11 protein-coding genes and 4 pseudogenes are annotated in these 18,231 nt (G+C 63.7%); 11 read left to right on the top strand and 4 right to left on the bottom strand.

Annotated elements, in window-relative coordinates; genetic code table 11:
• The 3 genes and pseudogenes from ACFSOZ_RS31710 to ACFSOZ_RS31700 form a co-directional block, all read left to right on the top strand.
• A pseudogene (locus tag ACFSOZ_RS31710) lies at nt 1–814 on the top strand (mechanosensitive ion channel family protein); the annotation flags it as partial.
• 166 nt (nt 815–980) lie between these two features.
• A complete protein-coding gene (locus ACFSOZ_RS31705; protein ID WP_167392187.1) occupies nt 981–1,244 on the top strand; it encodes a hypothetical protein in 264 nt (87 codons plus the stop codon).
• A 227-nt stretch (nt 1,245–1,471) separates the two neighbouring features.
• Nucleotides 1,472–2,771 (top strand): annotated as a pseudogene (locus tag ACFSOZ_RS31700) (UbiA family prenyltransferase); the annotation flags it as partial.
• A gap of 2 nt (nt 2,772–2,773) precedes the next feature.
• On the opposite strand, the pseudogene ACFSOZ_RS31695 reads toward ACFSOZ_RS31700, so the two are convergent.
• Together ACFSOZ_RS31695 and ACFSOZ_RS31690 are read right to left on the bottom strand one after the other, a co-directional pair.
• Nucleotides 2,774–2,989, bottom strand: a pseudogene (locus ACFSOZ_RS31695) (LysE family translocator); the annotation flags it as partial.
• Between the two features lie 233 nt (nt 2,990–3,222).
• The gene (locus ACFSOZ_RS31690; protein WP_379104666.1) at nt 3,223–5,208 is read right to left on the bottom strand and encodes a TadE/TadG family type IV pilus assembly protein; all 1,986 of its coding nucleotides are present in this window, start codon (nt 5,206–5,208) and stop codon (nt 3,223–3,225) included.
• A 253-nt stretch (nt 5,209–5,461) separates the two neighbouring features.
• Between ACFSOZ_RS31690 and ACFSOZ_RS31685 the strand changes: the two genes are divergently transcribed.
• The gene (locus ACFSOZ_RS31685) at nt 5,462–6,322 is read left to right on the top strand and encodes a TIGR01459 family HAD-type hydrolase (RefSeq protein ID WP_379104664.1); all 861 of its coding nucleotides are present in this window, start codon (nt 5,462–5,464) and stop codon (nt 6,320–6,322) included.
• Nucleotides 6,323–6,328: 6 nt separating this feature from the next.
• Complete coding sequence (locus ACFSOZ_RS31680; RefSeq protein WP_379104662.1) at nt 6,329–7,309, top strand: bifunctional riboflavin kinase/FAD synthetase; 981 nt, start codon at nt 6,329–6,331, stop codon at nt 7,307–7,309.
• A gap of 94 nt (nt 7,310–7,403) precedes the next feature.
• Here ACFSOZ_RS31680 and ACFSOZ_RS31675 read toward each other — a convergent pair whose 3' ends face one another.
• Complete coding sequence (locus ACFSOZ_RS31675) at nt 7,404–7,958, bottom strand: HdeD family acid-resistance protein (RefSeq protein ID WP_379104660.1); 555 nt, start codon at nt 7,956–7,958, stop codon at nt 7,404–7,406.
• Nucleotides 7,959–8,146: 188 nt separating this feature from the next.
• Here ACFSOZ_RS31675 and ACFSOZ_RS31670 point away from each other — a divergent pair, with 188 nt between their 5' ends.
• From ACFSOZ_RS31670 to ACFSOZ_RS31660, 3 genes are all read left to right on the top strand, one after another.
• Nucleotides 8,147–8,953, top strand: a complete 807-nt coding sequence (locus tag ACFSOZ_RS31670) for a MipA/OmpV family protein (RefSeq protein WP_379104658.1) — start codon at nt 8,147–8,149, stop codon at nt 8,951–8,953.
• A gap of 235 nt (nt 8,954–9,188) precedes the next feature.
• A complete protein-coding gene (gene ileS, locus ACFSOZ_RS31665; protein ID WP_379104656.1) occupies nt 9,189–12,146 on the top strand; it encodes an isoleucine--tRNA ligase in 2,958 nt (985 codons plus the stop codon).
• Between the two features lie 216 nt (nt 12,147–12,362).
• On the top strand, nt 12,363–13,043 hold the full coding sequence (locus tag ACFSOZ_RS31660) for a hypothetical protein (RefSeq protein WP_379104654.1): 681 nt from the start codon (nt 12,363–12,365) through the stop codon (nt 13,041–13,043).
• 48 nt (nt 13,044–13,091) lie between these two features.
• Here the strand turns inward: ACFSOZ_RS31660 and ACFSOZ_RS31655 are convergent, their stop codons facing one another.
• Nucleotides 13,092–13,541, bottom strand: a complete 450-nt coding sequence (locus ACFSOZ_RS31655) for a nucleoside deaminase (protein WP_379104652.1) — start codon at nt 13,539–13,541, stop codon at nt 13,092–13,094.
• A gap of 241 nt (nt 13,542–13,782) precedes the next feature.
• Here ACFSOZ_RS31655 and ACFSOZ_RS31650 point away from each other — a divergent pair, with 241 nt between their 5' ends.
• The 3 genes and pseudogenes from ACFSOZ_RS31650 to ACFSOZ_RS31640 all read left to right on the top strand — a co-directional run bounded on the left by ACFSOZ_RS31650 (nt 13,783) and on the right by ACFSOZ_RS31640 (nt 18,055).
• A complete protein-coding gene (locus ACFSOZ_RS31650; RefSeq protein ID WP_379104650.1) occupies nt 13,783–15,966 on the top strand; it encodes a pseudouridine synthase in 2,184 nt (727 codons plus the stop codon).
• Between the two features lie 30 nt (nt 15,967–15,996).
• Nucleotides 15,997–16,551: a 16S rRNA (guanine(966)-N(2))-methyltransferase RsmD gene (gene rsmD / locus ACFSOZ_RS31645; protein WP_379104648.1), complete on the top strand. Its 555-nt coding sequence runs from the start codon at nt 15,997–15,999 to the stop codon at nt 16,549–16,551.
• 120 nt (nt 16,552–16,671) lie between these two features.
• A pseudogene (locus ACFSOZ_RS31640) lies at nt 16,672–18,055 on the top strand (M16 family metallopeptidase).
• The last annotated feature ends 176 nt before the right edge of the window (nt 18,056–18,231 follow it).

Raw genomic sequence — 18,231 nt, 5'->3', positions numbered from 1 at the left:
GCGGCAAGGTCGATACCGGAGTGCGCAACTCGATCGCTGGCGGTCGGTTTATGCCGGTGTCGCGCTGGCGGCACTGGTCGGCATATCGGCGGCGGGCATCGACCTGTCCAGTCTTGCGCTGGTTGCCGGTGCTCTTTCCCTCGGTATCGGCTTTGGCTTGCAGAATGTGGTGTCCAATTTCGTCTCCGGCCTGATCCTTTTTGGCCGAGCGGCCATTCAAAGTCGGCGACTGGATCGTCGCCGGCGATGTCAGCGGTACCGTCAAGAAGATCAGCGTGCGCGCCACCGAGATCGAGACCTTCCAGCGGCAGTCGGTGATCCTGCCCAATTCGAACCTGATCAACAATGCCGTAGGCAACTGGACGCATCGCAACAAGCTCGGCCGCGTCGACATCAAGGTCGGCGTCGCCTATGGCAGCGACGTCAAACAGGTTCACGCCATCCTGCTGGACATCGCCCGCAGCCACCCGCTGGTGCTGAAGAACCCGGAACCTTTCGTTCTGTTTTCCAATTTTGGCGCGGCCGCACTCGAGTTCGAGATCCGCGTGTTCCTGGCCGATGTGATGAACGGCAATATCGCGCAGAACGACATCCGTTTTTGCCGTGCTCGAGAAATTCAGCGGCGAGCACATCGAGATTCCCTCGACGCCGCGCGCCGTCGTCGAGGTCCACAAGCCCAAGGCCTGGCCGACCGACGACGACAAGATCGAGGCCGATTTCGTTGAACAGGAGGAGGCCAAGGTGGAGGCCACTGCAGCGGCGAAGCGGCTCGCCAAATCGGGGACGCAAGGTGCGCAAGCCAGATCCCGACTAGGTTGTCCTGATAGTCAGCAGCGCCCGCTCGTAACCCTCCAAAGCCAATTGCGGCATGAATGCGGCATTCAGTTGCGGTTCAGCTTCCATCTCATATAAGCTCCCATGCAAAGGCAAGAATGCCTTGCGAAATGCAACAGAGGCGGTGGGAACACCGATATTGCAACATGTGGAAGTCTCTCGTCGCTGCCGTCGCCCTGGCCGCCGCCATCGGCTCGACTCATGCCGCCAGCGCGGTCAACAAGGACGCCGAGACCCGCACGCTGATCGTGACCGAGGGCGGCAGCAAATCTGACCTTGCGCTGGCCGCTGGCGAAACCGTTGAATTCTGCCCGAACGGCTGCTTCGTCACCTTGCCCAATGGCGACCTCGAAGCTCTCACCGGCTCGGAAACGGTTGAGATCTCGGGCGGCGTCGCCCGCATCAAGTAATTCCAACGGCATGACTGGAAAGGCCGGGCATTTGCCCGGCCTTTTATTGTTTCCGGCCATTGCTGCTTAACGATGACAGGGGAAATACCGCGGCACGAAGCGGCCCACACCGGGCGTTTTAACGTTCGCTATGCCGTTCCCCGCTATACCAGCTTCAAGACGCCGAAACGCGGCGCGCATCGAGTTTTCCGGTTTTCCGGATCACACGCTGGCAGGGCAGGACAGACATGGACGCGCGGTCGGACAGGAACGCAATACCGCTTGCGGTCGATCTCGACGGCACGCTGCTCGCGACCGACCTGTTGTGGGAAGGGCTGTTCATCCTTCTCAAGAAGAACCCGCTCTATATCTTCCTCATACCTTTCTGGGCCGCTGGCGGGCCGGCCCGGTTGAAACAGGCGATCGCCCAACGCATCGACATCGATCCGGCCTCGCTGCCCTATCGCGAGGTGCTGCTTCGCCGCCTCCGGACCGAGCACGCCGAGGGCCGCAAGATCGTGCTGGCGACCGGCACGCCGCGCAAGTTCGCCGACGCCATCGCTGCCCATCTCGGCATTTTCGACCAGGTGCTGGCCACAGACGGTCCCGACAATCTCACCTCCGGCAAGAAGCGCGCCTCACTGATCGCGGCCTATGGCGATGGCGGCTTCGACTATGCCGGCAACAGTCGCCATGACCTCCCGGTCTTCGACGCGGCGCGCACGGCAATCGTCGTGGCGCCCGACCGTCATGCCTCGCGCTGGCAGGCTGCACATGGCGCCGAAGCGATGCCAGTGCCGAAGCCGACGTTGCGGACTGTCGTCAAGATGCTGCGCGTGCATCAGTGGCTGAAGAACTCGCTGATCGCCGTGCCGATGGTGCTCTCGCATGAATATTTCAACACCAACATGATCTGGCAATGCCTGGTGGCGTTCGTCTCGTTCAGCGCGGTGGCGTCGGCCATTTACATCCTCAACGATTTCTTCGATCTCGCGCTCGACCGCAAGCACGCCACCAAGCGCAACAGGCCGTTCGCCAGCGGTGCGCTGTCGATCCCGTTCGGGCTTTGGCGCGATCGCGGTGCTTCTGGCGATCGGCATCGGCACCGGCGCCCTGATATCGCTCGAATTCCTGGCGGTGCTCGGCGGCTATATGGTGGTCACGACGGCCTATTCGCTGTCGTTCAAGCGCATGCTCCTGGTCGACGTGCTGACGCTTGCCGGCCTCTACACGATCCGCGTCCTGGGCGGGTGCGGCCGCGACCGGTGTCGACGTCTCGTTCTGGTTACTCGCCTTCTCGATCTTCTTCTTCCTGTCGCTGGCGCTGGTGAAGCGCTTCGTCGAACTGCGCACCACCGCCATCCCCACCCGGCGAGCGCATTGCCGGCCGCGGCTATCGCACCGAAGATCAGGAGATCGTCGCCCAGGCCGGCATGGCTTCGGCCTTCTCCTCGGCACTGGTGCTGGCGCTCTACATGGACAGCGTCGCGGTGCGTGAGCTCTATCCGCATCCATGGGCTGATCTGGCCGCTGGCGCCGATCGTGCTTTAGGCATAGGGCACGGCAAGCAGCAGCGCGGTGATGCCGAATGCCGCCGCCAGCACATAGAAGACAAAGCCGAGCGCGACGCCACCAAGTGAGATCAGCCCGGCCTTTGGCCCTTGCGACAGGGAACGCGAGATCAGGTAGATCATGTTGGGGCCGGGCGTCAGCACCATGCCAAGGCAGACCAGCGCGAAGGCGAGATGATTGGCGGTTTCGGGCATGTGTTGTTCCCCTCGCACCGCGAAATGGATGCACGATCCCGCGAGCGGCCAACATGTGCCTGTCCCGGCAGGCGTGCGCAAGGGCATGGCGGCGCCAGCCGTTGCGCCAGAGGGCTGCCAATGCATGTCGCCCAAAAGTGGCCCGGTTTTGGGAGAACGACATGCATAAAAACAAAGACCTAAAGCGCGTCGCCTGAATCCGTTCAAACGCGACGCGCTTTAGTGCCTTCGGATCAGCTGACGACGCGCAGGTTCGACAATTCGTTGCCGATTTCCTTGAAATCGTTCGACAGGGTGGCGCCGGTGGCATTCCAGAACAGTTTGGCCGGCTTGGTTGCGTCCGTCGGATCCTTGCGGAAGCGCGAGTTCGACGAGCAGGATTTCAGCGCCGCGATCGCCGCCTGATCGCTGGTGTTTGTCGTGGACAGGTCGAGCGCCACCGTCATCACCATGATGTTGGCTGCCTTGGCGTTGTTGCAAAGCGTCGCCATCTGCTCGTTGAGCGCGCTCGTGTAGTTGCCGTTCGAATAGTCGAACTGGCCAATGGCGCTCGATGTGCCCAGAAACAGGCGGCCGACCGAAGTGCCGTTGTAACCGGGCTGGAGATAGCCGTAGGACGCATAGGTCGATTTCGAGTCGGCAGGATCGGAATAGTTGAGCGACGAAGGCGTGTAGTAGGTGTTGGCGCCGTCGGTCAGCACGATCAGGACCTTGTCGTTGCCTCTCTCCGTTTCCGGGCGTCCTTGCGTGAACGGCTCGCCGCTCGAAACCACCCGCCAGCCCCAGGCCATGCCCTCGGGAACATTGGTGCCGCCATTCGGCTGCATCAGGTCGATCGCGGCCTTGATCGAGGTGAGCCCCGCATCGACGCTGACATCGCTCAGTGGCGTGATCGGGTTGGTGGTGCAACTGTAGTTCGGGCCATTGCCGGACGGCAGCGCCGGTGCACTCATCGGCCGGGGCATATAGTACTTGCTCATGTTGCGCAGCCGGGATTGGCCGGTGCTGCTCGTCGGGTCGTCATTCCACCAGCTGTTCACGGCGCCATAGGTTGTCGGCGTAGCCTCATCGGGATCCTGGGTGAGCTTCCAATGATTGCCGGGTTCGTCCGGGGCGAACATCGGCACGAACATCGTCGCCGGATCGCCGACCCCTATGCCGGTGTTCGCCGAGCCGCCGGACGGCGGCGCGTCGTTGACATTGTAGGGGTAGGGCCGGGCCTCGACACAGCCCTGCCAACTGGCGAAAGGGCCATAGGAATCGATGTAGTCGTACTCGTCGTGGTTTCGTTTGCAGGTGTTGTTCGAGTAGTATTCGTCGCACACCACGCGCTTGCTGTTGGTGACACGCTCGTGGTTGGTGACGACCTTCATGTCGCGATAGAGCGAAAACCGGGTCAGCATCTGGCCTTCATCGGCACCCCATCCGGAGCCGCGCTTGTACCAGATGCCGCTGGTCTGCTGGGCGTATTTGTCGGCCGTGTTCAGCGTCGACCAGTCGAAATTCTCATTCGATACCGGCGACAGGCCTTCGGTGTCCATCCAGGATGCGTTGCCGTTGCCGGGACCGACATTGACCGATGCGGCAAACGGCACGAGGCCGAACTGTACCGGCTTGTCGACCTGATTGATCATTGCAGCTTGCTGGGCCAGCGTGTCGACCAGCTGTTTGGCCGCACTTTTGAGGAGATCGATGCGCTTTTGTCCGGAGCCCGTTCCGGTCTTGGTCATCGATCCGGAATTATCGAGCACCAGGGCAACTTCCAGAGTGTTCTTCAGCCGCACTTCGGAGCTGACGTTGAAGCTGATCTTTTGGTTCGCGTCGGTTTGGGATTTGCCGATGAGCTGTCCGAAGACCGGATAGAAATAGGGCTTGTAGTCAAGCCGCGCGCTCATCTTGAGCAAGCCGCCGCCGCTGGTGTTGCTCGGCAAGGTGACATTGAGCGTCGTGTTGGCGGGGTCGACGTTGTTGAGATTGGCGTTGAAGAAGTTGAGCGCATAGGCTTTCAACTGGTCGTCGGTCGCACCTTCCGTCAGCCGTCGCGCCGTGGCGAAGTTGGCGGCGTCGAGCGCATTCGACACCGTCTGTTTTTGACGGTTCATCTCGGTGAAGTCGACCGCCATCGCCAGGCCGCCCATCAGCGGAACCATGGCAGCGACCGTCATAAAAGCATAGTTGCCGCGTTTGTCGCGGCAGAACCGACGCCAGAGTTCATGCATGTCTTGGTGCGGCCCCCGCCGGCGGATTCCTGATCAAACGCCAACTTTCCACAAAACGCTGAAGGACGGGTTTGGGAAACCGCTCGATTGCTCGGTCCGCGCTTCACCAACCGCTAACCAATCCGGCGAAGCTGACGATATCTGGGTGTCCGGCGAAAGCTGGTGACAGGCCGGAGCGGTTCGGCTAATCCGAACCGGCTGCGGCGAACCGTCGGCCGCGGTGCTCGCAATGATCATGACTGAAGGAAACGGCATGGCGGATTCGCCTGAAATCATCGGCTCGCTCGAAGACGTGTCGAAGGCCTATTCGGCAATCCTTTGCGATGTCTGGGGTGTGGTGCACAATGGCGAGAGTCACTTTCCTGTCGCGGCCTCGGCGCTGGCGAGGGCTCGAGAGGCAGAAATCCCCGTCGTCCTGATCACCAATTCGCCGCGTAGAAGTGCCGATGTCGTGGCGCAGATGAACGCGATCGGCGTTCCGCCATCAGCCTACGACCGTGTCGTCACATCAGGCGATGTGACCCGCGACCTGATCGCCGAGGGCCCGCGCAAGATTTTCCATATCGGTGCCGACCGCGATTTCACGCTCTATGACGGTCTCGACGTCGAGCTCGTCGAGGAGTTCGAGGCGTCCGGCGTCGTCTGCACCGGTCTGTTCGATGACGAGGTCGAGAAGCCCGAGGACTACACGGAGCTTCTGCGGCGCTTGCGCGCAAGGAATTTGCCCTTCATCTGTGCAAATCCCGATATCGTGGTCGAGCGCGGCGAACGCATCATCTGGTGTGCCGGCGCGCTGGCACGCGACTATGCCCAGCTCGGCGGCCGCACACTGGTCGCCGGAAAACCCCACACGCCGATCTACAACGTCGCGATGAAGGAGGTTGCGGAGATCCTTGGCCGGCCGACCGAGCGTTCGCAGGTGCTGGCCATCGGCGACGGCATGATGACCGACGTGAAGGGCGCGGTCGACAATGGTTTCGACGTTCTCTATGTGTCCGGCGGCATCCATGCACGCGACTATGGCGATGCATTGCAACCGGATCCGGGAAGGCTGGCGACCTTCCTGGAAAAGCATGGGTATCGTCCGGTGGCTGTCATTCCCAGACTGCGGTAGGTGACGATGGCAGCCTTCCAGCACATTTTGGCAACTGCGCCGCTGCCCGCCGATTTGCGTGGCGGCGTGGTGGCGATCGGCAATTTCGACGGCGTCCATCGCGGTCATCAGGCGGTGCTCGAGCGGGCCCTGGCCGAAGCCGGGCGGCGCGGAGTGCCGGCCCTGGTGCTGACTTTCGAACCGCATCCGCGGAAGGTCTTCAGGCCGGATATGCCGTTGTTCGTGCTGACGCCGCCGCCGATGAAGGCGCGGCTGCTGTCGTTGCTGGGCTTTGCCGCGCTCGTTGAGCAGCCGTTCACGCGTGACTTCGCCTCGCTATCGGCGGAAGCATTCGTGACCGATGTGCTGGAGCGAAACCTCGGCATTACTCATGCCGTGACCGGGTTCGATTTCCATTTCGGCAAGGACCGTCAAGGCGGCCCGGCCTACCTGATGGCGGCCGGCGAGCGCCACGGCTTCGGCGTCACGCTCGTCGACGCCTTTCGTGACGAGGGCGCCGAGGTGGTGTCGTCGAGCCGCATCCGCGGTCTGCTGAGCGAGGGCGAGGTGGCCGAGGCCGCCGGATTGCTCGGCTATCGCTTCACCGTCGAAAGCGAGGTTGTTGGCGGCCAGCAGCTCGGCCGCACGCTTGGCTTTCCAACCGCGAATATGAGGCTTTCGGGGGAAGCTGCCCTGAAAGAGGGCATCTATGCCGTCCGCTTTCGTCGCGCCGACGGCACGCTTCACGATGGTGTCGCCAGCTTCGGCCGCCGCCCGACCGTCGACGACAATGGCGCGCCGCTGCTGGAAACCTTTGTCTTTGATTTCTCGGGCGACCTTTATGGCGAGGTCTGCCAGGTTTCCTTCTTCGGTTTCCTGCGCCCCGAGGTGAAGTTCGAAGGGCTCGACGCGCTGGTCGCGCAGATGAAGCGCGACGAAGCCGAGGCACGTGCGGTGCTTGCCGGCGTCAGGCCGCTGTCCGACCTCGACGCGGCCATGGCGTTCTAGGGTCTGTCGACATTCAGGTGAGGCCGGCCTGCAAATGGCGGTTTCCTGCGCTTGCTTGGCTGACCTTCGGACAAGGTCATGCTCAGGCAAGGCTCTACTTTTTCAGTGCCAGGCCGACGGCGATGAAGGTCCAGCCCTGGAAGATCAGGTCGATCGCCAGAAACAATCCGAGCACCCACAGGCTGTTGACCGGCCAGCCCATGGCGATGATCAGACCGGCAAGCGCGCTGATGACACCGGCCGCGACGATCCAGCCCCAGCCGCGTTCGGGCCGGTGGCTGTAGCCGACCCAGGCCCGGAGCACGCCGGACGCTACGAGGGCGATCGCCAGCAGGAACGTCAACACCGCCGAGGCAAGCAGCGGATTGTCGAAGGCGAAAAATCCGGCGACGGCATAGAGCAGCCCACTGAGCAGCCAGTAGAAGAAGCGGCTCCAGGTCTTGACGCCGAAGGCATGCACGATCTCGATGACGCCGGCCATCAACATCAGCCATCCCACGACATAGACCGAAGCCACGGTGGCGACGAACAGATTGCCAAAGGCAATGCCGCCGAAGATGAGCAGCAGCACGCCGAGCGCGACGAACCATCCCCATTTTGTCCGAGTCTGTTCGATCGCGGTTTTCAAGGCGTCGCCGTGCAGGGTCATTGTCGCGGTCTCCATAAAGGGCTGCGGGATACTGCCAGGTGGAGGTTAGTCCCGGCGCCTGCCAACGTCCAGCCGACGACCACGGCGGGATAACCACAATCGGATGTCTCGCGCTTAAACCAAATTTTACCAAACCACCGTCAAAGCTTTCATCGGTAACCGTACGCGTTTGTGTTAGTGGAGTGGCCATGAGTCCGGTCGGGAAAATCTCTGTGGTGTTGGCCGCTGCGCTGCTGGGCGGCGCGGGTGCCGCCAATGCGGGCGAGGGCAGCTGGCTGTCCGGCGACTGGTATCTGACCGTTGGTGCCACCGGCATGGTGGCGCCGAATTTCGAGGGCGGCAAGAAGTACCTGCTCAGCGCCTCGCCGATCATCTCGCTGGGCAAGGCCGGACCGGCGGCCCGTTTCACCTCGCGCAACGACAACATCTCGCTGGCGCTGGTCGACGATGGCGGCGTTCGCGCCGGTCTGACCGGCAAGTTCCTGTTTTCCCGTGACGATGGCAATGCCGATGAACTGAAGGGCCTCGATCCGGTTCGCTGGGGCGGGGAGGTCGGCGGCTTCTTCGAATTCTATCCGACCGATTGGCTGCGCGCCCGTGCCGAACTGCGCCACGGCATTCGTGCCCACAACGGCTTTGTCGCCGACATCGCCGCCGACGCGTTCTATGACATTACGCCAACTGTCCGGATTTCGGGCGGGCCGCGCGTTTCATTCGCCTCGGCCGACTACTTTGACGCCTATTATGGCGTCGACGCGCAGGAGGCCGTCGCCTCGGGCCTCAGCGAATATCATCCCGGTGGCGGCCTGAAATCGACTGGCCTCGGCGGAGCCATAACCTGGAAGGTGACCGAACCGATGACCGCCAGCCTGTTCGGCGAATATTCGCGCCTGATGGGACCGGCGGCCGATTCCAGCCTGGTCAGGGAGCGCGGCGACCGCAACCAGTTCATGATCGGCGTGTCGACCAGCTACCGCTTCGACTTCACGATGTAGCGGAATCGAACGAGAGACGCTTTATTCCTGCGCCTATCTCCGCTAAAAGCCCACCAATGACGAGCTTTTCGCGCCTTCACGCGCTGACGATACGAATTACTGGCCCGGTGTTCCGGGCGGCCTGAGCGCCGCCGGAGCCGCCGGGAATCTTGCGCGCGGCCTCTCGCGCTTTTTCCAAATCATGATAGTTCAACGCCCGAGCCCTTCGCCGCCGGGCAATGCACATGGCAGACCGATGACCGACCAGACAATCGACTATTCCAAAACGCTTTATTTGCCGCAGACGGATTTTCCGATGCGCGCCGGCTTGCCCGAGAAGGAGCCGCTGCTGGTCCAGCGCTGGCAGGACATGGACCTTTACCGCAAGCTGCGCGAGAGCGCGGCCGGCCGCGCCAAATACGTGCTGCACGACGGCCCGCCCTACGCCAACGGCAATATCCATATCGGCCATGCGCTGAACAAGATCCTCAAGGACGTCATCACCCGCTCGTTCCAGATGCGTGGCTATGACTCCAACTACGTGCCGGGCTGGGACTGCCACGGTCTGCCGATCGAATGGAAGATCGAGGAGCAGTATCGCGCCAAGGGCAAGAACAAGGACGAGGTTCCGGTCAACGAGTTCCGCAAGGAATGCCGCGAGTTCGCCGCGCACTGGATCACGGTGCAGGGCAGCGAGTTCCAGCGGCTCGGCGTCATCGGCGACTTCAAGAATCCCTATACGACGATGGCTTTCCATGCCGAGGCACGCATCGCCGGCGAACTGCTGAAGTTCGCCATGTCGGGCCAGCTCTATCGCGGCTCCAAGCCGGTGATGTGGAGCGTCGTCGAGCGCACGGCACTTGCCGAGGCCGAGGTCGAGTACCAGGACTATGAGTCCGACACGATCTGGGTGAAGTTTCCTATCGTCAGCCTGGTGCGGCCTGTCGATGATGGCGAGACCAAACTGACAGAGGGGGCGCTGGACCTGCTGCAGGCGCACGTCGTCATCTGGACGACGACGCCGTGGACGATCCCGGGCAACCGCGCGGTCAACTACTCGCCACGCATCGGCTATGGCCTCTACGAGGTGACGGCGGCCGAGAACGCGTTCGGCCCGCAGCCGGGCGAAAAGCTGATCTTCGCCGATGCGCTGGCCGACGAATCCTCTGCCAAGGCCAAGGTCACCTTGAATCGGATTCGCAGTGTTTCGGCGCAAGAGCTTGGAAGTCTTACGCTTTCGCACCCGTTCAAGGGCTTTGGCGGTGGCTATGAGTTCCCCGTGCCGATGCTCGCCGGCGATCACGTCACCGACGATGCCGGCACCGGCTTCGTCCACACCGCGCCCGGCCACGGCCGCGAGGACTTTGATGCCTGGACGGATGCGGCGGCGGATCTGCGCGCCCGCGGCATCGACAGCGCCATCCCGTTCACCGTCGACGATGGCGGCTTCTTCACCAAGGACGCGCCGGGCTTAGGACCGGATCGCGAGGGCGGAGCCGCACGCGTCATCGACGATAACGGCAAGAAGGGCAACGCCAACCAGGCTGTGATCGACGAGTTGATCAAGCGCAACGCGCTGTTCGCGCGAGGCCGCCTGAAGCATAGCTACCCGCATTCCTGGCGGTCCAAAAAACCGATCATCTTCCGCAACACGCCGCAGTGGTTTGTCTACATGGACAAGGACCTCGGCGACGGTTCGACGTTGCGCAGCCGCGCGCTGAAAGCGATCGACGACACCCGTTTCGTGCCTGCCGCCGGCCAGAACCGTATCCGCGCCATGATCGAGGAGCGCCCTGACTGGGTGCTGTCTCGCCAGCGCGCCTGGGGCGTGCCGATCGCCGTCTTTGCCGATGCCGACGGCAATGTGCTGAAGGACGAGGCGGTCAACCAGCGCATCATGGACGCCTTCGAGATGGAGGGCGCCGACGCCTGGTTCGCCGCCGGCGCCAAGGAACGCTTCCTCGGCAATCACGATGCATCCAAGTGGAAGCAGGTGATGGACATCCTCGACGTCTGGTTCGATTCGGGCTCGACGCACGCCTTCACGCTGGAGGATCGTCCGGATCTGAAATGGCCGGCCGACGTCTATCTCGAAGGCTCCGACCAGCACCGCGGCTGGTTCCACTCCTCGCTGCTCGAAAGCTGCGGCACAAGGGGCAGGGCGCCCTACGACACCGTCGTCACCCATGGCTTCACCATGGACGAAGACGGCCGCAAGATGTCGAAGTCACTCGGCAACACCGTCGTGCCGCAGGACGTCATCAAGCAGTCGGGCGCCGACATCCTGCGTCTGTGGGTGGTGACGACGGACTATTGGGAAGACCAGCGGCTCGGCAAGAACGTGCTGCAGACCAATATCGACGCCTATCGCAAGTTGCGCAACACCATCCGCTGGATGCTGGGCACGCTTGCCCATGACGATGGCGAAGAGGTGCCGCTGGACAAGATGCCGGAGCTGGAGCGGCTGATGCTGCACCGGCTGGCCGAGTTGGATGACGTCGTGCGCTCGGGTTACGACGCCTTCGAGTTCAAGCGCATCACCCGCATGCTGCTCGATTTCATGGTGGTGGAACTGTCGGCCTTCTATTTCGACATCCGCAAGGATGCCCTCTACTGCGACGCGCCGTCGAGCGTGAAGCGCAAGGCCTCGGTGCAGGTGGTGCGCCATCTCTTCGACTGCCTGGTGAAATGGCTGGCGCCGATGCTGCCCTTCACCATGGAAGAGGCCTGGCTCGACCGTCATCCCGACGCCGTCTCGGTGCATCTCGACCAGTTTCCGCAAATCCCGGCGGACTGGAAGAACGAGGCGCTGGCGGAAAAGTGGCGCAAGGTGCGGCAGGTGCGACGCGTCGTCACCGGCGCGCTGGAGATCGCACGCGCTCAGAAGGTGATCGGTTCGTCGCTGGAAGCGGTGCCGGTCGTCACCATAAACGATGCAGCGCTCGAAGCGGCGATATCCGATGTCGACATGGCCGAGATGGCGATCACCAGCGATCTGGTCATCGCCCATGGCGAGGCGCCGGCCGGCGCCTTCACGCTCGACGACGTCAGGGGTGTCGCCGTGGTGGTCGAGAAGGCCGGGGAGCGCGGCCTGGTGAAATGCGCACGTTCCTGGCGCTACACCGCCGATGTCGGACAGGACGCTGCGTTTCCCGACGTTTCGGCGCGCGATGCGGCGGTACTGCATGAGTTGAAGGCGCTTGGTCGGCTTTGACAGGCCGGCCGACCGGAAAGGCACTATCGGTGCACAAATGCCACGCCGGGCGGGCGAAAACCACCCGCGCGTTGCCCTTAACGAGTGGTTGAGGTAAACACGCGAAACTCCGGAAGACAAATTGTCGCCGGATTTCCGTCGCAAGAGCTTGGATGATGGGGACCGGACATAAGGCCGGTGGCAATCGAGAGGCTGTCTAGAGTGGGACTTTTTGGCATGACCGAGAGATATAACGCGCGCCTTGCGCTGCTGGCGCCGCTTGTCGCATCGGGCTTGGCCTTGTCCGGCTGCATGGGCTCTCCGACCTATGGCACCGACAAGACCGCCGGCGAACAGCTGGCCGGCGATATTTCCGGTGCCTTTTCGTTCGCGCCCAAGCGCAAGGAACAGATCGACTACAAGCCGCGTCCGACGCTGGTCAAGCCGGCGCCAGGCCAGAAGGAAGCGCTGCCGGCGCCCCAGGACAGCATCGAGACGGCCAGCGCCGAATGGCCCGAATCACCGGAGCAGCGCCGCGCCCGCCTGCGTGCCGACGCGTCTGCCCACCAGAATGACCCGGGCTACCAGTCGGAGATCGTCGACGATGTGCAGACCGATCCGGCTTCGGTGAAGAAGGCGATGGAAGACTCCGCTTCGAGCCACCCGCCACGCTGGTCTCCGGCGGATTCGGACAAGGGCCGCGCCGCGGAGATTCAGCGCCGTCTTGCCGACAGCAAGCAGGGCGACCCGAACACCCGCAAATATCTGAGCGAACCGCCGGTGCAGTATCGCGTCGCCGCCGACAGCGCGCCGCAGAACGAGCTTGGCGAGGACGAGTACAAGAAGGAACGCCGCCTGAAGAAAGAGGCGGAAGGCAAGAAGGGCGGCGGCTGGTTCGACTGGCTGCCGTCGCTGTAAAAACGGGCTACGCTTCGTTGCTTTGCGCTGTCGGGCGTTGCGCCCGGCTCAGTCGCGCCGCTCCCGGAAAAATCCTTTGAGCAGCAGGGCCGCTTCGGTCTCGCCCATGCCCGGATAGATGTCGGGCGCATGGTGGCAGGTCGGCAAGGCGAAGAAGCGCGCGCCATTGACCACCGCGCCGCCCTTGTCGTCGGCGGCGCCGAAATAGAGCCGGCGCAGCCTGGCGAAGGAAATGGCGCCGGCGCACATGGCGCAAGGCTCCAGCGTCACATAGAGATCATGGCCAGTGAGCCGTTCGATGGACAGCTTGCGGCAGGCTTCGCGGATGACCAGCATCTCGGCATGCGCCGTCGGGTCGGCAAGCTCGCGGGTGCGGTTGCCGGCGCTGGCAACGACCGTGCCGCCGCTGGCGATCACCGCGCCGACCGGCACTTCGCCGCGCAAGGCGGCGGCTTCAGCCTCCTTCAGCGCCAGCGCCATGAAATCCGGTCGCTTCACGCGATCTCCATTCCGATTATCTCCTCGCCACTACGGGCTTTTGGTTTTCGTTTGTCTTCCCGGAAAACCGGTGTCCACTTTTCCCTGACAAACTCCGGTGATCCTGTTATTGAGCGCATGACTTCGAAAATCGGACTCGGTTTTCGGAAATGATCATGCGCCAAATCAAAAGTGCTACAGCGTTCGTTGCGCGCCCAAAAGGATGCGCCACGCTGTAGCAGCGCAAACGGACAAAGGCCACATGGACGACAACGACAAGAAATTCCGACCCAAAAAGGGTCCGGTCAGAAGCGGCTCGAAAGCCGCGGGACCGCGCAGCCGCGACGCCGCCGCCGGCAAAGGCGGCAAGCCGTCCTTTGGCGCCAAGAAGCCGTATGCGCCGCGCGGCGACCGGCCGATGACCGCCGAAGGTGAGCGCCCGAAGCGCGACTTCAAGGGCGGCGACAAGCCATTCAGCAAGGGGCCGCGTCCCGAAGGCAAGCCTTTTGAGAAGCGCGAGGGCCCACGCAAGCCCTACGCACCGCGCGGCGACCGCCCGATAGCGGCGGAAGGCGAGCGCAAGCCTTTTGAGAAGCGCGAAGGGCCGCGCAAGCCCTATGCGCCACGCGGCGACCGCCCGATGGCGGTCGAAGGCGAGCGCAAGCCGTATGAGAAGCGCGAAGGGCCGCGCAAGCCTTACGCACCGCGCAGCGACCGCCCGATGGCCGCCGAAGGCGAGCGCAAGCCGTATGAAAAGCGCGAAGGGCCGCGCAAGCCCTATGCACCGCGCGGCGACCGCCCAATGGCGGCCGAGGGTGAGCGCAAGCCGTATGAAAAGCGCGAAGGACCGCGCAAACCTTATGCGCCACGTGGCGATCGTCCGGTTGCGGCGGCAGCGGAGGGCGGCGAAAAGCGTTTCGACCGTCCCAAGCGAGATTTTGGCCGCGCGCAGAGTGATTTCGCTGAGCGTCCCAAGCGCGATTTCGCAGATCGCCCCAAGCGTGACTTCGGTGGCGACCGTCCCAAGCGCGACTTCAGTGATCGGCCGCAAGGGGCATCGGGCACAGGCTTCAAGCCGCGTCCGCGTTCCGCGGAAGTGACGGAAGAGGCAGGCGAGCGCATCGCCAAGCGGCTGGCGCGTGCCGGCCTTGCTTCGCGCCGCGACGCCGAGGAGCTGATCGCCGCCGGCCGCGTCAAGGTCAATGGTCGCGCGCTGACCTCGCCGGCTTTCAATGTCATGCCCGACGACATCATCCATCTCGACGGCATGGAGATCCCGCCGATCGAGCGCACACGCCTGTTCCTGTTCCACAAGCCGGCTGGCGTCGTCACCACCAACCGTGATCCCGAGGGCCGCAAGACCGTCTTCGACGTGCTGCCGGCTGAATTGCCGCGGCTGATGACCATCGGCCGCCTCGACATCAACACCGAAGGCCTGCTGCTGCTCACGAATGATGGCGGCCTGTCGCGCGTGCTCGAACTGCCGGCCACCGGCTGGCTGCGCCGCTACCGCGTGCGCGTCCACGGCAAGGTCGAGGAAAGCGCGCTTGCCGGCCTGCGTGAAGGCATTGCCGTCGACGGCGTTTTCTACGGCGCCATTGAAGCGACGCTCGACCGCGAGCAGGGCACCAATGCCTGGCTGACCATCGGCCTGCGCGAAGGCAAGAACCGCGAAGTCAGGAACATCCTCGGTTCGCTTGGCCTCGACGTGACGCGGCTGATCCGCATCTCCTACGGGCCGTTCCAGCTCGATGACCTCGCCGAGGGCCATGTCCTGGAGATCAAGGGCAGGGTGCTGCGTGACCAGCTTGGCGAGCGCCTGGTCGAGGAATCCGGCGCCAATTTCGATGCCGAGGTCACCAAGCCATTTTCCAACAAGCCGGTGCGGCGCACTGAAATCCGCGAACCGGAGCCGGAACGGCCGAAATTCACCCGAGACGGTGAGCGCCGACCGATTGGCGAGGGCGGGCTGATCAAGAATCGCAAGCGCCGCGAAGGCAGCCGTGACGAGGCGCTGGGCAAATTGTCGACCAGTCCCGACAGGGGCGCCGCTCCGGAAAAGAGCTATGCCGAACGCGGTCCGCGGCCCGAACGCAGCTTTGGCGACAAACCGCGCGGCAATTTTGGCGACAAGCCCCGTGGGGGCTTCGGCGGCAAGCCGGGCGGCGGCAAGAAATCCGAGCGCGAGCAGCGGCCGATCGAGCCGCCCGGCCAGCGCAAGGCCAATGTCTGGATGGCACCGGGCGCGCGGCCGATCGGCAAGGGCAGGGCAGAGGCCGATGCCGCCAAGGCGGCTGATGCCAAGGCGCGCAAGGCATCGTTCAAGCCGTCCTATGGCAAGCCGGCCGGCACCAAGCCGTTTGGCAAGCCGCGTGGCGAGCGTCCGGGCGGCGCCGGTGGAGGTGAGCGACCGCGCAGCGGCCCCAAGGGCCCCAGGACGAGATGAGGCCCGGATTATTATGAGGCCCGGATCATAATGAGGATTGTCGGCGGCGAGTTTCGCGGGCGTCCCCTGGCGACGCCCCGCAGCAGCGCCATCCGTCCGACGACCGATCGCACCCGCGAGGCCGTCTTCAACGTGCTGGCGCATCGCTTCGCGGAGCAACTGGACGGCGCCCGCGTGCTCGACCTGTTCGCCGGCACCGGCGCTCTCGGCCTCGAAGCGCTGTCGCGCGGTGCCTCCTACGGTGTCTTCATCGAGGATTCGGCCGAAGGACGTGGCCTGATCCGCGACAATGTCGAGGCGTTCGGCCTGACCGGCCGCACCAAGATCTTTCGCCGCGACGCCACGGGTCTTGGCGAAGCCGGCACGCTGGCGCCGTTCGGCCTTGTCTTCGCCGATCCGCCCTACGGCAAGGGCCTAGGCGAGCGCGCCCTGCAGTCGGCCAGGGCCGGCGGCTGGCTGCGCCCCGGCGCGCTGTGCGTGGTCGAGGAGGCGGCAGTGGCGCCCTTCGAGCCAGGTCCCGGCTTTTCCGTGCTGGACGAGCGCAACTATGGCGAGACCGTCATCCGCTTCATCGAGGCCGCCTGATACGCCCTGCATCCATGGCCGGCCTCTTTGCCGCCGCCTTTGCCGGCAACATGACGAACAATTCACTTTGCTTGTCGCCAGCACCTTGCCTATCGTCCTGCCAGGAAATCGGAGCCATTGATGACATCTAGAGTTGAATGGCTGCGTGGAACGCTGCTGGCGACGTCGCTGGCTTTCACCATGACCGGCCCGGTGCTGGCCGACAGCTCCGTGTCACCCAACACGACGCCGTTCAAGGTGACGGATTTCCTGCTCGACAACGGCATGGAGGTCGTCGTTATCCCCGACCACCGGGCGCCGATCGTCACCCACATGGTCTGGTACAAGATCGGCAGCGCCGACGAACCGCCTGGCAAATCCGGCATCGCCCATTTCTTCGAGCATCTGATGTTCAAGGCGACGACCCACCATGCCGCCGGCGAGTTCGACCGCGCCATCTCCGACATCGGCGGCTCCAACAACGCCTTCACCTCCTACGACTACACCGCTTTCCACGAGACGGTGGCGCCGTCGGCGCTCGAGTTGATGATGAGCTTCGAGGCCGACCGCATGCGCAACCTCATCCTCACCGACGATGTCATCAAGACCGAGCGCGACGTCATCCTCGAGGAGCGCCGCTCGCGCATCGACAACAATCCCGAGGCGGTGCTGGACGAGGAAGTCGATGCGACGCTATGGCAGAACCAGCCCTATCGCATTCCGGTCATCGGCTGGATGCAGGAGATGGAACAGCTGAACCGCACTGACGCCACCGCCTTCTATGACAATTACTACCGGCCCAACAACGCCGTGCTGATCGTGGCCGGCGATGTCGAACCGGATGCGGTGCGGGCGCTGGCCGAGAAGACCTTTGGCAAGGTGGCGCGCGGCCCCGATTTGCCGCCGCGCATCCGCCCGGTCGAGCCTGAGCAGAACACCAAACGCACGGTCACGCTTTCTGACGCCCGCGTCAGTGTGCCGAGCTTTTCCACGCAATGGGTGGTGCCGTCCTATCATTCGGGCAAGCCGGGGCGAGGCCGAAGCGCTCGACCTGCTGGCGGAGATCCTCGGCGGCGGCAACCGCAGCAGGCTCTACCAGGCACTCGTCGTCCAGCAAGGCATCGCGTCCAACGCCGGCGCCTATTTCCAGGGCACCATGCTCGACGACACCAATTTCACCGTCTATGGCGCACCGCGCGGCGACGCCAAGCTCGCCGACGTCGAAGCGGCGGTCGATGCCGAGGTGGCGCGCATCGTTAGGGACGGCGTCACGTCAGAGGAACTGGAAAAGGCCAAGGACCGCTATGTGCGCTCGATGATCTTTGCCCGCGACAAGCAGGATTCCATGGCCAACATCTACGGCTCGACGCTGGCCACCGGCGGCAACGTCCAGGACGTCCAGCAATGGCCGGATCGCATCCGCAAGGTCACCGCCGACGAGGTCAAGGCCGTCGCCGCGCGCTATCTGGTGCCCGCCCGATCGACGACCGGCTATCTGCTGCCGCAGCAACAGGCGGGGAATTGATTTGATGACGAACCTGCACCGCCACACCGCCTTCCCTTCTCCCCTTGTGGGGTCCGAAGGACGGGGCGAGACCAGTGGCTCGCCCCAAGGCAGTGGCCGAGCGAAGCTCGGTCGGATGAGGGGTGCTCCAACTTGGAGCCGAACGCACTCCGTCCAGCACCCCTCAAACGTCTCGG

Source organism: Mesorhizobium newzealandense, assembly GCF_042682145.1.
GTDB lineage: Bacteria > Pseudomonadota > Alphaproteobacteria > Rhizobiales > Rhizobiaceae > Mesorhizobium > Mesorhizobium newzealandense.
This window is presented reverse-complemented; position numbering and strand designations above follow the sequence as displayed.

What these genes read in the sequence shown, in the direction of transcription:
- ACFSOZ_RS31670 (WP_379104658.1), top strand. Translation starts at nt 8,147, where the DNA reads ATGAGTCCGGTCGGGAAAATCTCTGTGGTGTTGGCCGCTGCGCTGCTG.
- ACFSOZ_RS31650 (WP_379104650.1), top strand. Translation starts at nt 13,783, where the DNA reads ATGGACGACAACGACAAGAAATTCCGACCCAAAAAGGGTCCGGTCAGA.
- ileS (WP_379104656.1), top strand. Translation starts at nt 9,189, where the DNA reads ATGACCGACCAGACAATCGACTATTCCAAAACGCTTTATTTGCCGCAG.
- ACFSOZ_RS31685 (WP_379104664.1), top strand. Translation starts at nt 5,462, where the DNA reads ATGGCGGATTCGCCTGAAATCATCGGCTCGCTCGAAGACGTGTCGAAG.
- ACFSOZ_RS31680 (WP_379104662.1), top strand. Translation starts at nt 6,329, where the DNA reads ATGGCAGCCTTCCAGCACATTTTGGCAACTGCGCCGCTGCCCGCCGAT.
- ACFSOZ_RS31690 (WP_379104666.1), bottom strand. Translation starts at nt 5,208, where the DNA reads ATGCATGAACTCTGGCGTCGGTTCTGCCGCGACAAACGCGGCAACTAT.
- ACFSOZ_RS31705 (WP_167392187.1), top strand. Translation starts at nt 981, where the DNA reads ATGTGGAAGTCTCTCGTCGCTGCCGTCGCCCTGGCCGCCGCCATCGGC.
- rsmD (WP_379104648.1), top strand. Translation starts at nt 15,997, where the DNA reads ATGAGGATTGTCGGCGGCGAGTTTCGCGGGCGTCCCCTGGCGACGCCC.
- ACFSOZ_RS31675 (WP_379104660.1), bottom strand. Translation starts at nt 7,958, where the DNA reads ATGACCCTGCACGGCGACGCCTTGAAAACCGCGATCGAACAGACTCGG.
- ACFSOZ_RS31660 (WP_379104654.1), top strand. Translation starts at nt 12,363, where the DNA reads ATGACCGAGAGATATAACGCGCGCCTTGCGCTGCTGGCGCCGCTTGTC.